11 protein-coding genes are annotated in these 13332 nt (G+C 69.6%); 6 read left to right on the forward strand and 5 right to left on the reverse strand.

Annotation, left to right across the window (positions count from 1 at the left end; translation table 11 throughout):
• Positions 1-25: 25 nt before the first annotated feature.
• From EDF53_RS13945 to typA, 4 genes are all read right to left on the reverse strand, one after another.
• Entirely contained in the window at positions 26-1216 is a 1191-nt protein-coding gene (locus EDF53_RS13945; protein WP_185021048.1) for a PIG-L family deacetylase, read from the reverse strand.
• 19 nt (positions 1217-1235) lie between these two features.
• Positions 1236-1778, reverse strand: a complete 543-nt coding sequence (locus tag EDF53_RS19420; protein WP_123673112.1) for a hypothetical protein — start codon at positions 1776-1778, stop codon at positions 1236-1238.
• 112 nt (positions 1779-1890) lie between these two features.
• Positions 1891-3084 (reverse strand): amidohydrolase, encoded by a 1194-nt coding sequence (locus EDF53_RS13950; RefSeq protein WP_185021049.1) that lies wholly within the window; start codon positions 3082-3084, stop codon positions 1891-1893.
• Between the two features lie 66 nt (positions 3085-3150).
• Complete coding sequence (typA, locus tag EDF53_RS13955) at positions 3151-5073, reverse strand: translational GTPase TypA (RefSeq protein WP_111084979.1); 1923 nt, start codon at positions 5071-5073, stop codon at positions 3151-3153.
• Between the two features lie 121 nt (positions 5074-5194).
• Between typA and EDF53_RS13960 the strand changes: the two genes are divergently transcribed.
• The 3 genes from EDF53_RS13960 to EDF53_RS13970 all read left to right on the forward strand — a co-directional run bounded on the left by EDF53_RS13960 (position 5195) and on the right by EDF53_RS13970 (position 7201).
• Positions 5195-5944: a CPBP family intramembrane glutamic endopeptidase gene (locus EDF53_RS13960; protein WP_123294108.1), complete on the forward strand. Its 750-nt coding sequence runs from the start codon at positions 5195-5197 to the stop codon at positions 5942-5944.
• A gap of 9 nt (positions 5945-5953) precedes the next feature.
• Complete coding sequence (locus EDF53_RS13965) at positions 5954-6433, forward strand: peroxiredoxin (protein WP_123294109.1); 480 nt, start codon at positions 5954-5956, stop codon at positions 6431-6433.
• 216 nt (positions 6434-6649) lie between these two features.
• Positions 6650-7201: a PH domain-containing protein gene (locus tag EDF53_RS13970; protein ID WP_123294110.1), complete on the forward strand. Its 552-nt coding sequence runs from the start codon at positions 6650-6652 to the stop codon at positions 7199-7201.
• Positions 7202-7290: 89 nt separating this feature from the next.
• On the opposite strand, the gene EDF53_RS13975 is transcribed toward EDF53_RS13970, so the two are convergent.
• Positions 7291-9009, reverse strand: coding sequence for an ABC transporter family substrate-binding protein (locus tag EDF53_RS13975; protein WP_123294111.1), 1719 nt, complete (start codon positions 9007-9009; stop codon positions 7291-7293).
• Positions 9010-9265: 256 nt separating this feature from the next.
• On the opposite strand from EDF53_RS13975, the gene EDF53_RS13980 reads away from it, so the two are divergent.
• From EDF53_RS13980 to EDF53_RS13990, 3 genes are read left to right on the forward strand one after another with little or no spacing between them, the layout of a single operon-like run.
• Positions 9266-10246 (forward strand): ABC transporter permease, encoded by a 981-nt coding sequence (locus tag EDF53_RS13980; RefSeq protein ID WP_123294112.1) that lies wholly within the window; start codon positions 9266-9268, stop codon positions 10244-10246.
• A gap of 3 nt (positions 10247-10249) precedes the next feature.
• Entirely contained in the window at positions 10250-11188 is a 939-nt protein-coding gene (locus EDF53_RS13985; RefSeq protein WP_123294113.1) for an ABC transporter permease, read from the forward strand.
• A complete protein-coding gene (locus EDF53_RS13990) occupies positions 11181-13325 on the forward strand; it encodes a dipeptide ABC transporter ATP-binding protein (RefSeq protein ID WP_123294114.1) in 2145 nt (714 codons plus the stop codon). The genes EDF53_RS13985 and EDF53_RS13990 overlap by 8 nt, the downstream gene beginning before the upstream one ends.
• Positions 13326-13332 lie beyond the last annotated feature (7 nt).

Below are 13332 nucleotides of genomic sequence, written 5' to 3' on the forward strand. Positions count from 1 at the left end.
CTCCCTTCGACGAGCGGGTTCGAGTCTACTCGCGGCCCGGGGCCGTCCGGGACCGCAGCCCCGACAGGTCCGGCCACGCGAGCACCAGGGCGGCGATGACGGCGGGGGCGAACGTCCACACGTACCCGGCCGCGTTCGCCAGCACGAGCGGCGAGCCCTGGCCGCCGACGGAGACGAGCACCTGCGTGGCGACGAGGATGCCGATGCCGATCGCGGCGACCATCGCCCGCGACCGGTACAGCAGCCGGATGCCCACGGTCAGCCCGATCACGAGCAGCGTGGTGATCACCATGCCGATCGGGAACGCGGCGGCGCCGACGGTCTGCTGGTGCGTCACCGTGCCCAGTCCGCCGGTGACGAGCCCGAGCACGAGCGCGACGGCGACCGCGGCGACCTTGCCCTGGCCGGACATCTCGGCGTAGGTCTGCGGTGCCGGGGGCTGCGGGTCGGCGTCGTGCCGGAAGGCCTCGACGGCGGGGGCGTGCTCGCGGACGCCGTGCGGCATCACCCACGACAGCGCGGTCGGGTCGGCGGGGTCGACCGGGTCGACGGTGACCTGCGAGCGGTACTGCTCGACGGCGGCACGCACCTTCGCCCGCACCGGCAGGACGTCGACGGTGACGTCGGCCTCCCCGGTCTCCGGGGCGACGATCATCGAGAACGCGACCTCTTCGGCCCGGGCCGCGTACCGAGCAGCGTGGTGCACACGCACGTGGTCGGGGTGGCCGTACCCGCCGTCGTCGGCGTAGCTCACGACCGCGTCCGCCCCGGTGGAGCGGATCGCGGCACGGACGTCGTCGACGACCTCGCCCAGGTCGGCGGCGGTCAGCGAGTCGACGGGGGCGTCGTCGGCGGCGGTCGCCCGGCCGTCGGGCCCCCACTGCATGCCGGAGTCGACGTACCGTCGTTCCGGCAGGTCGGTGGGCCGCGCACCGCGACCGCCGAGCCACAGGTGCGCCGGGCCGCCGAGGGCCGCGAGCGCCGCGTCGATCTCGGTCTCGCGGTGCGCGGCGACGCGCTGCGCGTCGCCGGCCAGGGGTGCGAGCCGCTCGGTGAGCATCTCGCCGCGCTCACCGCGGGTAGCCGTCAACACGGTGACCTCGGCGCCGAGCTCGAGCAGGGTCGCGATCGTCCCGCCGGACGACAGGGTCTCGTCGTCGGGGTGGGCGTGCACGAACAGGACGCGCTCGGGGCGCGTGACGGAGGCCTTCGACATCGCCCCCAAGGGTACGGGACTAGCGGGCCGTGACGATGTAGGTCGCGGTGACGCCGTCGTCGCCGTCCGAGAACGTGAGCACGACGCGGTACCCGTCGCTGCGGAACATCCCGAACGCACTCGACGAGTCGGCGCGCTTCGCCGACTCGGTGTAGCCGGCGTCGGCGAGCTGCTGCGCGGCGGAGGCGAAGTCGTCGACCGAGCCGGCACGCACCTGCACGACCCACCCGGAGCCGTTCGGTCCCGCTCCCCCGCCGAGCACCGTGCCGTCGACGAGCGGCACATCGGACGACGGGAACCCGTCGGGCACCTTGCCGTCAGAGGTGACGTTCGCACCCTTGAGCGCCGTGTCGAGTGCACCGTCGATGCCGCCCGCGACCGAGGACATGCCGTCCTGGATCGCCTTGCCGTCGATGCCCGCGACGCCGTCCGCGACCGTCGAGGCCACTGAGGACCCGAGGTCCGTCGCCTGCTTCACGGAGTCGGACGAGCAGCCGGTGAGTCCGGCCAGGGCGATGCCGGCAGCGACGGCGGCGATCAGCGGGGTACGGAGGGAACGCATGCGCCGACGGTAACGGGTGAGCCGGGAGGCACGGCGCGAGTTGGCTGTGAACGTCCTGTCCCCGGGGCGGTCACCCGCGCGGCGGGGCCGCCCCGCGCCTCCCGTCCGCCCGTCAGGCGACGTAGGCGCGCGTCGCGGCGACCAAGGCGTCGACGCCCACCGGGATCGCGGTCTCGGCCTGCGGCGCGTAGAACGGCGAGTGGTTGCTCGGGATGTCGTCGCCGCGGCGGAACAGCTCCGGGTCGGTGATCCCCGTGAACCAGTACACGAGCGGGACGCCCGCCGCCGTCGCGAGCTGCCCGACGTCCTCCGACGCCATCGCCAGCCCGATCTCCAGCTCGCGCGCACCCGGTACGGCGGCGCTGACGGCCGCGAGCACCCGGGCAGCGGACTCCGCGTCGTTCACGGTCACCTCGGCACCGGGCGACCGCACGATCGTCGGCTCCGGCAGCCCGCCGGCGTCGCTCTCGGCACGGACGATCCGCTCGATCGACGCGATGATCCGCGCCCGGGTCTCCTCGTTGCGGGCACGCGTCGAGATCTCGATGACGGCCTGGTCGGGGATGATGTTCGCGCGGGTGCCGGCGTGGAAGCTGCCGACGGTGACGACGCCGGCGTCGCTCGGCGAGACCTCGCGCGAGACGACGGTCTGCAGCCGGACGACGGCGGACGCGGCGGTGACGACCGGGTCGAGGGATGCCTGCGGCGCGGACCCGTGCGCCCCGCGACCGTTGAAGGTCACGGTGAGCCGGTCGCTCGACGCCATCACCGGGCCGGAGCCGATCGCGACGATGCCGACCGGGGCCGGAGCCGAGTGCTGGCCGAGCACGACGTCGGGCTTCGGGAACCGGTCGACCAGGCCGTCCTCGACCATGGCGCGGGCGCCGGAGATGACCTCCTCCGCCGGCTGGAAGACGCCGACGACCGTGCCGCTCCACTGGCCCCGGGTGGCGACGAGGCGCTCGAGCGTGCCGAGCAGCCAGGTGACGTGGATGTCGTGGCCACAGGCGTGCATCGTCGGGACGTCGTTGCCGTCCTCGTCGGTGCCGCGGTGCTGGCTGGCGTAGGACAGACCCGTCCGCTCCTGGACCGGCAGGCCGTCCATGTCGGCGCGGAGCCACACGACCGGGCCCGCGCCGTTCGACAGGACGCCGACGACACCGGTGCCACCGACGCCGGTGGTCACCTCGATGCCACCGAGTTCGGCGAGCCGGTCGGCCACGATGCCCGCAGTGCGGTGCTCCTGGAAACCGAGCTCGGGGTGGGCGTGCAGGTCCTGGTACAGCGAGAGGAGGTCGAGGGTCACGGCATCCACCGTAACCCCCGACCTCCTCAGGTCGTGCTCTTGCTGACGCGACGCGTCGCTTGGTGCTTACGCGTCCTGACGCTTCAGGCGGGCGTACGAGCGCTGGCGGGCCTGCGCGTCGAGCTCGACCTTGCGGATGCGGACGACGGCCGGGGTGACCTCGACGCACTCGTCCTCGCGCGCGAACTCCAGGCACTCCTCGAGGGAGAGCTGGCGCGACGGCGTCATCGACTCGAAGGAGTCGGCGTTCGCCGAACGCATGTTCGTGAGCTTCTTCTCCTTCGTGATGTTGACGTCCATGTCGTCGGCGCGCGAGTTCTCGCCGATGACCATGCCCTCGTAGACCTCTTCGGTGGGGTTGACGAAGAACGTCATCCGCTCCTGCAGGTTCGTGATGGCGAACGGCGTGACGACACCCGAGCGGTCGGACACGATCGAGCCGTTGATACGGGTCTGGATCGGGCCGGCCCACTCGTCGTAGCCGTGCGAGATCGCGTTGGCGATGCCGGTGCCGCGGGTCTCGGTCAGGAACGACGTGCGGAAGCCGATCAGGCCGCGCGACGGGACGATGAACTCCATGCGCACCCAGCCGGTGCCGTGGTTCGTCATGTTCTCCATGCGGCCCTTGCGAGCGGCCATGAGCTGCGTGATCGCGCCGAGGTACTCCTCCGGCGTGTCGATCGTCATGTGCTCGTACGGCTCCTGCAGCTTGCCGTTCTCGTCACGCTTCGTGACGACCTGCGGCTTGCCGACGGTGAGCTCGAAGCCCTCACGACGCATCTGCTCGACCAGGATGGCGAGCGCGAGCTCACCACGGCCCTGGACCTCCCACGCATCGGGACGACCGATGTCGAGGACCTTGAGCGAGACGTTGCCGATGAGCTCGCGGTCGAGGCGTTCCTTGACCATGCGGGCGGTCAGCTTGTGACCCTTGACCTTGCCGACGAGCGGGCTGGTGTTCGTGCCGATCGTCATCGAGATCGCCGGGTCGTCGACCGTGATGGTCGGCAGCGGGCGGACGTCCTCGGGGTCGGTCAGCGTCTCACCGATGGTGATCGTGTCGAAGCCGGCGACGGCGACGATGTCACCGGGGCCAGCCGACTCGGCCGGGTAGCGCTCGAGGGCCTTGGTGATGAGGAGCTCGGTGATGCGGGCGTTCACGACGGTGCCGTCGTGCTTGACCCACGCGACCGTCTGGCCCTTCTTCATCGTGCCGTGGAAGATGCGCAGCAGCGCGAGACGACCGAGGAACGGCGACGCGTCGAGGTTGGTGACGTGGGCCTGCAGCGGGTGCTGGTCGTCGTACTTCGGCGCGGGGACGTGCTGCAGGATCGCTTCGAACAGCGGCTCGAGGTCGTCGTTGTCGGGCAGCGAGCCGTCAGCCGGCTTGTTGCGCGACGCGGCACCGGCACGACCCGAGGCGTAGACCACGGGGACGTCGAGGATCGCGTCGAGGTCGAGGTCGTCGACCTCGTCCGACAGGTCGGACGCCAGGCCGAGGAGCAGGTCCTGCGACTCGGAGACGACCTCGTCGATGCGGGAGTCGGGGCGGTCCGTCTTGTTGACGAGCAGGATCACCGGGAGCTTCGCGGCGAGCGCCTTGCGGAGCACGAAGCGGGTCTGGGGCAGCGGGCCCTCGGACGCGTCGACGAGCAGGACGACACCGTCGACCATGGAGAGGCCTCGCTCGACCTCACCACCGAAGTCGGCGTGACCCGGGGTGTCGATCACGTTGATGGTGATGGGGCCGTCCGCGCCGAACTCGGTCGCGTGCTTGCCGTTGTAGAGCACCGACGTGTTCTTCGCGAGGATCGTGATGCCCTTCTCGCGCTCGAGGTCGTTCGAGTCCATCATGCGGTCTTCGCCCTCGAAGTGGGCGTCGAACGAGTTGGTCTGCGTGAGCATCGCGTCGACGAGGGTGGTCTTGCCGTGGTCGACGTGTGCCACGATGGCGACGTTGCGCAGGTCGGACCGGGTGGCGAGCGCCATACAGGACATCCTTCAATTTCTGGGAGAGTGTCGGGCCAGTGATTTGTCGGCACCGCACCCGCGGGCAGAACGCCCGACACGCCAGTCTACCGGTAGTTCGCAACCGTCAGGAGTACAGCAGATGAGCCGACGGCGAACGTGGGTCGAGATCACCATCGTGCTGCTGCTCTCACTGGGTGCCAGCGCGCTGTACTCGATCCTCCAGATCATCGACGACCTGTCGCAGACGACCCCGCTCGGCGAGCAGTCCACGGCACTCAACACGTCGTCGACGACGGTGCAGTACGTCGACCTGGCCCGGCAGCTGCTCGGCATCGCAGTGGACCTGGCACCGGTCGCGCTCGTCTGTTTCCTGCTGTGGAGCACGTCCCGCCCGCACCTGTCCCGGCTCGGCATCGACCGGTTCCGGGTGAAGCCCGACCTGGGCGGTCCGGCGCTCATCGCGCTGTGCATCGGGATCCCGGGGCTCGCCCTGTACTTCGCCGGGCGTGCGCTCGGCATCACGGTGAACGTGGACCCCGCTGCCCTGAACTCGTACTGGTGGACGGTGCCGGTCCTCCTGCTGTCCGCGATCCGCTCCGGCCTGCAGGAAGAGGTCATCGTGATCGGGTACCTCTACGCCCGGCTCGGCGACCTGGGCTGGGGGCGGTGGCAGGTGATCCTGTCGACGGCACTGCTGCGCGGGAGCTACCACCTGTACCAGGGCTTCGGCGCGTTCGTCGGCAACGCCGTGATGGGCATCGTGTTCGGCTGGATCTACACGAAGTGGGGCCGCCTGATGCCCCTGATCATCACGCACTGCCTGCTCGACGCCGCGGTGTTCGTCGGGTACCCCTGGGTCGCGAGCGCGTTCCCCCGGTTGTTCTCGTAGCGTGAGCACATGAGCATCCCCGAGGTCGGCGAGTCCGCGCCGACGTTCACCCTGCCGGGCATGATCGTCCGCGACGGGGTCCGCACCGACGACGAGTACGACCTGTCGTCGGAGATCGGCCGGACGGTGGTGCTCGCCTTCTACCCCGGCGACGCGACGGCCGTGTGCACCGCGCAGCTGTGCAGCTACCAGGCGGAACTCGACGAGTTCGACGACCTGGGTGCCGTGGTGTGGGGCATCAGCCCGCAGGCCCTCGACTCGCACGAGACGTTCGCACGCGGCTCCTCGCTCACGTTCCCCCTGCTGAGCGACACGGCCGGATCGGTGATCCGCGACTACGGCGTGCGTGCGCCGGGGATCGGACTCCGTCGGTCGGTGTTCGTGATCGGTCCCGACGGGGTCGTGCGGTGGCGGCACGTCGGGCTGGTCGGTCTGCGGTTCCCGAAGGCCGAGACCATCCGTGAACAGATCGAACTGCTGGTCTCGTAACCGGACCCCGCGGCTTCGGCCGTTCCCGGCGTGGGGAATCCCGGAATCCGTCTCCATGGGGTATTGACACCCGAACTGGGGGCGACGACCATTGTCGGCACGAGAGGTCCACGCAGGATCTGCCTCCCCGGGGAATCGGGTCGTCCGGAGATACGCGCTGGTGTGTCACACCCGCTCCCCGGGCGTCTCCGGGGAGGCATCTCGTAACCTCGTCCGGTGCACACCACCATCGTCGCCCCGGGTCTTCGCCGTCTCGCCATCGTCCTCTGGGTCGTCGCGGTGGCGCTCGTCCCCCTGGCACTGCTCGGTGGCAGCAACCCGTGGCTCGTCCCGGTCCCGAGCATCTGCATCGCGTTCGTGGCGTGGGCCGCCCTCTGGCGTCCGCGCATCGAGCTGACGCCCGAGCACCTGCGGATCGTGGATGTCCGCCGCACCAGCACCTACACGTGGTCGCGCGTCACCGAGGTGCGCACCAAGTACGGCATCGAGGTCGTCACGAGCGAGGGCGTCCGCCGCGTCTGGACCGCGACGCGCCCGACCGCGCGGCTCACCGCGCAGGTCCAGGGCCGACCGGGAGGCCCGGATCACCTCGACGTCGACGCTGCGGCCGCGCGGATGCTGGCCCTCGTACCCGCCCCGGCTCCGCAGGACGGCCCGCCGCCCGCGACCGTGACGGCGGCGCCGATCACCCACCGGGTGCACGGCTGGACGGTCCTGGCGTTCGTCGTGCTCGGGATCGCGGCGTCGCTCGCGGCGGCCCGGCTGTAGCGCCCGGAGTCCCCTCCCGTCGACGCAGAACGACACCCCCGACGTCGTGCGACGTCGAGGGTGTCGTTGCGGGTCGTGCGACCGCGGGACTACTTGGTGTAGCCCACGTCCTGCCACTTGACCGAGGACTGCTGGAACTGCGCGGGCCCGTAGTTCACGAGGTCCTTGCGGACACCCCAGGCGTACGGCTCGGCGAACAGTGGGATCGTGCCGGCGACGGCGACGATCTTCTTGTCGATCGCCTGCGCGTCCTTGATGCGGGCATCCGGGTCGAGCTCGCCGTTCGCCTTGTCCCATGCCGCGCCGAGCGAGTCGTCCGTCACACCGGTGTAGTTCTGACCGGCGTCGGCGGGGTAGTAGATCGACTTGAGCGACGAGATCGGGAACGGCGTGCCCTGCCACGCGAAGTACGTGGCGTCGAAGTCACGCGTCGTCGTGGTGATGTACTTCGTGAAGAAGTCGTCCGAGGGGACGGTGTCGATCGTGACCTTGAAACCGGCGAGCTTCGTCTGCTGCTGCACGAGCTGCGCGACGTTCGCCGAGTTCGGGTTGTCCGACGGGATCACGAAGCGGACGTCGAGCTCCTTGCCGCCCTTGGTCGCGTAGCCGTCCGAGCCGACCTTCCAGCCGGCGTCCTCGAGCTTCGACTTCGCCTTGTCGGTGCTGTAGCCGTAGACCGACGACACGTCGTCCTGGTAGCCCTCCTGACCGGGCAGGTACGTCAGGTTGTTGAGCACGTCACCGGGGCTCTTCACCGGCGACAGGATCGCCTGGGCGAGGACCTTGCGGTTGATGGCCTGCGCGAACGCCTGGCGCACGTCCTGGTCCTTGAAGACGTCCGAGGTGCCGTTCAGCGTGATCTGCCGCTGCGTGGTGCCGAGCGAGCGCTCGATCTTCGAGTCGGAGCGCGAGTTCGCCGTCTTGAGGTTGTCGGCGCTGCCGTTCAGGTTGAACGCGTCGAGTTCCTTGTTGCCGTACGCCTGGGCGACACCGTCGCGCGAGACCGTCTTGAAGACGATGGTGTCGAGCTTGCCCTCGTCGCCCCACCACTTCGGGTTCTTCTCGAAGGTCACGACGCCGCCGTTGGCGTCGAAGGACTTCAGGATGTACGGGCCACCGGAGACGTAGGTCTTGCCGTCGGCGGCGTACGGGCCCTTGGCCCAGGCCTTGTTGAAGTGGTCGGGGGTGTCGACGGCCCAGTACGGGTAGATGGCGCCGAGGACGCTCGCCCAGTCGGCGTTCGTCTTCGAGAACGTCATGATGACGTCGCGCTCGTCCGAGCCCTGCTTGACCGAGTCGACGTCCTCCCACACGTTGGTTGCGAGGGGCGCGAATGCCTTGTTCGTGCCGTTCAGCGCCTTCCAGTTGGCGATGACGTCCTTCGCGCTGATCGGGGTGCCGTCGGACCACACGGCCTTCGGGTTGATCTTGATCTCGACGGTCTGGGGCGAGTCCTTGGTCAACTCGACCGAGGTCGCGTAGTCCTTGTTCGCCTCCCACTCGCCGTTCTCCTTGAACTGGATGAAGCCCGGCAGGTAGGTCTGCGAGATCGTGGTGTCGTCCACCGTCCCGGAGTCCAGGTTGGCGAGCTGCCAGTTGGCCGGTGCGGTGTCGATCGGCAGGGTGATCGACCCGCCGTCCTTGACGTCCGCGCGGTCCGCGACGGTCCAGCCGGTCGACTTCAGCGTCGACTCGGCGACTGCGGAGCTGCTGTTGCCCGCCTGTCCACCGCCGGAGCAGCCGGCCAGCACGACGGCCGCAGCCGCAGCGGTGGCCAGCACGGCGATGCCCTTGATCCTCTTTCGCATGGCGAGGATTCCCTTTCGTTGTGGTTCGCGCAGTTCGCGCTGGAACGCGACGACCCCCGCCGCCACGCCTGTTGGTTGAGAACCCTAGTCACATCCGAAGGCTCCACAAGGGGTGATGCGCGGAATCGAAACATGCTCGTAACGAATGTTGCATAGCGTCACAACAGAAGTCCCACCCCTCCGTCGCGAACGGCTAACCTGTCGCCACCGACAACGCCGTCCGGACGGACGGCCGCACCCCACGAGGTCCCAGTACATGCTTGCCTTCATCGCAAAGCGGATCGTCAACTACATCGTCCTGACGATCGTCGCGACGACCCTCGGTTACATCCTCGCCAGCAGCACCCTGAACCCGGCTGCCCGGTTCCTGGGCCGCAACCCGGCCGTGCCGCAGGGCACGATCGACGAGTCCCTGCGGAAGCTCGGCGCCGATCCGGGCACCCCGCTCATCGTCCGGACGTGGACCTGGTGGTCGAACCTGATCACGCACGGATCGCTCGGCATGAGCACGCGCGGCACCGAGGTGACGGCCGACATCGTCGCCCGCTCCGGCACGAGTCTGCGCTTGCTGGTCATCGGCACCCTGCTCGGCGCGATCCTCGGGGTGCTGCTCGGCGTGTGGAACGCCGTCCGCCAGTACCGCACGTCGGACCAGGTCTCGACGTACCTGTCGTTCGCGGTGCTCGCCACCCCGACCTTCGTCATCGCGGTCGTCCTGATGATCCTCGCGACGGCGATGAACCAGGGGCTCGGCACCCAGGTGATCCGGTTCACGGGTGAGTACACGCCGGGGGTGAACGGGTTCTTCCCCGTGCTCGGCGACCGACTGATCCACCTGTTGTTACCCACGATCTCGCTGACGGTCGGCGCCGTCGCCACCTACTCGCGGTACCAGCGCTCCGCGATGCTCGACGTGTTGTCGAACGACTTCATCCGCACCGCGCGGTCGAAGGGCCGGACGCGCGGATCGGCCATCATGCGCCACGGCGTCCGCGTCGCCCTCATCCCGATGTCGACGTTCTTCGCGTACTCGTTCGGGCTGATCCTGACCGGCGCGAGCATCACCGAGCTGGTCTTCAGCTGGCACGGAATGGGCGAGTACTTCGTCCAGGGCATCACCAACAACGACATCAACGCGGCCTCGGGCACGATCCTCTTCACGGCGATCCTCGTGCTCATCGCAGGAACCCTCGCGGACCTGCTCTACGCCGCGCTCGACCCGCGAGTGAGGGTGTGACCCGTGTCTGTTCTCGACCCCACGACCACGACCACTGCCGGTGACCCCGGTGACGGCAACGCCGGCACCCCGGCGCACGTCATCGAGGTCAAGGGCGGCCGCACGCCGCTCTGGCGCAAGGTGTTCGGCACCTGGCGTGCCCGCATCGGTGGCGGCGCCCTGCTGCTCATCCTGCTGTGGGCCTTCGTCGGCCCGCACCTGTACCACTGGAACGCTGTTGACTCCGACGGCCTGGCGTTCGGCATGCCGCCGAGCGCCGCGCACTGGTTCGGCACGAACGACATCGGCCAGGACATCTACGCGCAGACGCTCGTCGGCCTGCAGAAGTCGCTGCTCATCGGCCTCATCGCTGGTCCGGCCGCCACGCTGATCGCCGGCATCGTCGGTGCGATCGCCGGCTACTTCGGCGGCACCGTGGACCGCGTGCTCGTGTGGGTCATCGACCTGCTGCTCGTGATCCCCTCGTTCTACGCGCTCGTGCTCCTCAGCCCGGTGTTCAAGAACCTGACGTGGGTGGCGCTCATCGTCGGCCTCGCGGTGTTCAGCTGGATGGTGATGGCCCGCGTCATCCGCGGCCAGACGATGTCCCTGCGCGAACGCGACTACGTCAAGGCCGCCCGCTTCATGGGCGTCCCCTCGTTCACGATCATCCGACGGCACATCCTGCCGAACGTGGCGTCCCTGCTCATCATCGACGCGACGCTCGGCGTCGGGGCCGCGATCCTGGCGGAGAGCTCGCTGAGCTTCTTCGGTTTCGGCATCCAGATCCCCGACGTCTCGCTCGGCACCCTGCTCGCCGCCGGCAGCCAGTCCGCCGTCACCCGCCCGTGGCTGTTCGTCCTGCCCGCCGCGACCCTCGTCGCGACCGTGCTCTCGACCAGCCTGCTCGGCGACGCCCTGCGCGACGCCATCGACCCCACCTCCGGAGCCAACCGTGACTGAGCCGTTGCTGACCGTGTCCGACCTGTCGGTCACGTTCAACCCGAAGACCAAGCCCGTCTACGCCGTCCGCGGGGTCGACTACACGGTGGCCCCCGGCGAGTTCCTCGGGATCGTCGGCGAGTCCGGCTCCGGCAAGTCGGTGTCCTCGATGGCCGTGATGGGTCTGCTCCCGTCGTCCGCCCACGTCGAGGGCAGCATCCGCTTCGACGGCCAAGAGCTCTTGGGCAAGAACGACCGCGAGATGTCCCGCCTGCGCGGCGGCGACATCGCGATGGTGTTCCAGGACCCGCTGTCCGCCCTGACACCCGTGTACACGATCGGCCAGCAGATCATCGAGGGGCTGCGACTGCACGACCGCTCCCTCACCCAGCACGCCGCCCGCACCCGCGCCGAGGAACTCCTGCGCGTCGTCGGCATCCCGAACCCCGCTCGGCGCCTCGACGCGTTCCCGCACGAGTTCTCCGGCGGCATGCGGCAGCGCGCGATGATCGCCATCGCCATCGCGAACGACCCGAAGCTGATCATCGCCGACGAGCCGACCACCGCGCTCGACGTGACGATCCAGGCGCAGATCCTCGACGTGCTGCAGACGGCGAAGGACATGACCGGCGCCGCCGTGGTCCTCATCACGCACGACCTCGGAGTCGTGGCCGGCAACGCGGACCGCGTCGCCGTCATGTACGCGGGCCGCATCGTCGAGACGGCTCCGGTCGAGCCGCTCTTCCGCGAGCCCGTCATGCCGTACACGATCGGGCTCCTCCGCTCGATGCCGAACATGACCGCTGCCCGCACCGAACGGCTCGTGCCGCTCGAAGGCCGCCCGCCCCTGCTCACGCAGAAGCCGACCGGCTGCCCGTTCGCCGATCGCTGCCCCGCGGTCATCGACGCCTGCCGCGACGGTGAGCCCGCGCTGGTCGAGCCGACCGTCCCGCAGAGCGGCGACAACCCGGTCCTGACCGGGACCGTCCCGACGATCGGCAACGGCACGCTGCTCGACGACCACACCGCAGCGTGCATCCGTCGCGACGAGATCGCGGCGGGCACCCTCGAGCGGTCGGAGATCTTCCCCCGCCCCGAGGACATCCCCGAAGCGGCGGTCGACCACGGCGACGACGTCGTCCTCGAGCTCACCGACGTCGTCAAGACGTTCCCGCTCACCAAGGGCGCGCTCTTCCGCCGGCAGATCGGCGAGGTGCACGCGGTCGACGGCATCTCCCTGACGCTCAAGCGCGGGCAGGTGCTCGGCCTGGTCGGTGAGTCCGGCTGCGGCAAGACCACCACGATCATGGAGATCCTCGAGCTCGCCGGCGCCCAGCAGGGCACCATCCGGGTGAACGGCGTCGACACCGCGTCGCTGTCGAAGAAGGACCGCCTGGCGATCCGCCGCGACATCCAGGTCGTGTTCCAGGACCCGATGGCGTCGATCGACCCCCGGCTCGACATCGGTTCGGTGATCGGTGAGCCGCTGACGGTGCACGGGGTCGCGAAGGACGAGATCCGCCGCCGGGTCCGCGAGGTCCTCGAGCTCGTCGGGCTCGAGCCGAGCTACATCGACCGGTACCCGCACGAGTTCTCCGGTGGCCAGCGGCAGCGCATCGGCATCGCCCGCGCGCTCATCGTCGAACCGAAGATCCTCGTGCTCGACGAGCCCGTCTCGGCGCTCGACGTCTCGGTGCAGGCCGGCGTGATCAACCTGCTCGAGGACCTGAAGCACCGCCTCGGCCTGTCGTACCTGTTCGTCGCCCACGACCTGTCCGTCGTCCGGCACATCGCCGACGACGTCGCGGTCATGTACCTCGGCCGCATCGTCGAGTACGGCGACGGCGACAAGGTGTTCTCCGACCCGCAGCACCCGTACACGCGGGCCCTGCTGTCGGCCGTGCCGGTGCCGGACCCGTCCGCCGAGGCCGCCCGCGGGCGGATCCTGCTCGACGGCGACCTGCCCTCCCCCACCGAGCGCATCGACGGCTGCCGGTTCCGCACCCGCTGCCCGCTCTACCAGCTCCTCGACGAGGGCCGGCAGGAACAGTGCCGCACCGTCGACCCGCGCCTGCAGGACGTGCACGGCCGCGGCGTCGCGTGCATCCAGACCGACCAGGAGCACCTGCTCACCGAGCGGGTCGGCGCGGTCGTCTGACGACGCG

The sequence above is a fragment of the Curtobacterium sp. PhB78 genome (assembly GCF_003751685.1).
GTDB lineage: Bacteria > Actinomycetota > Actinomycetes > Actinomycetales > Microbacteriaceae > Curtobacterium.

Bases quoted from the DNA above. Each gene is read 5' to 3' on its own strand.
- EDF53_RS13945 (WP_185021048.1), bottom strand. From the start codon at position 1,216: ATGTCGAAGGCCTCCGTCACGCGCCCCGAGCGCGTCCTGTTCGTGCAC.
- EDF53_RS19420 (WP_123673112.1), bottom strand. From the start codon at position 1,778: ATGCGTTCCCTCCGTACCCCGCTGATCGCCGCCGTCGCTGCCGGCATC.
- typA (WP_111084979.1), bottom strand. From the start codon at position 5,073: ATGGCGCTCGCCACCCGGTCCGACCTGCGCAACGTCGCCATCGTGGCA.
- EDF53_RS13960 (WP_123294108.1), top strand. From the start codon at position 5,195: ATGAGCCGACGGCGAACGTGGGTCGAGATCACCATCGTGCTGCTGCTC.
- EDF53_RS13965 (WP_123294109.1), top strand. From the start codon at position 5,954: ATGAGCATCCCCGAGGTCGGCGAGTCCGCGCCGACGTTCACCCTGCCG.
- EDF53_RS13975 (WP_123294111.1), bottom strand. From the start codon at position 9,009: ATGCGAAAGAGGATCAAGGGCATCGCCGTGCTGGCCACCGCTGCGGCT.
- EDF53_RS13980 (WP_123294112.1), top strand. From the start codon at position 9,266: ATGCTTGCCTTCATCGCAAAGCGGATCGTCAACTACATCGTCCTGACG.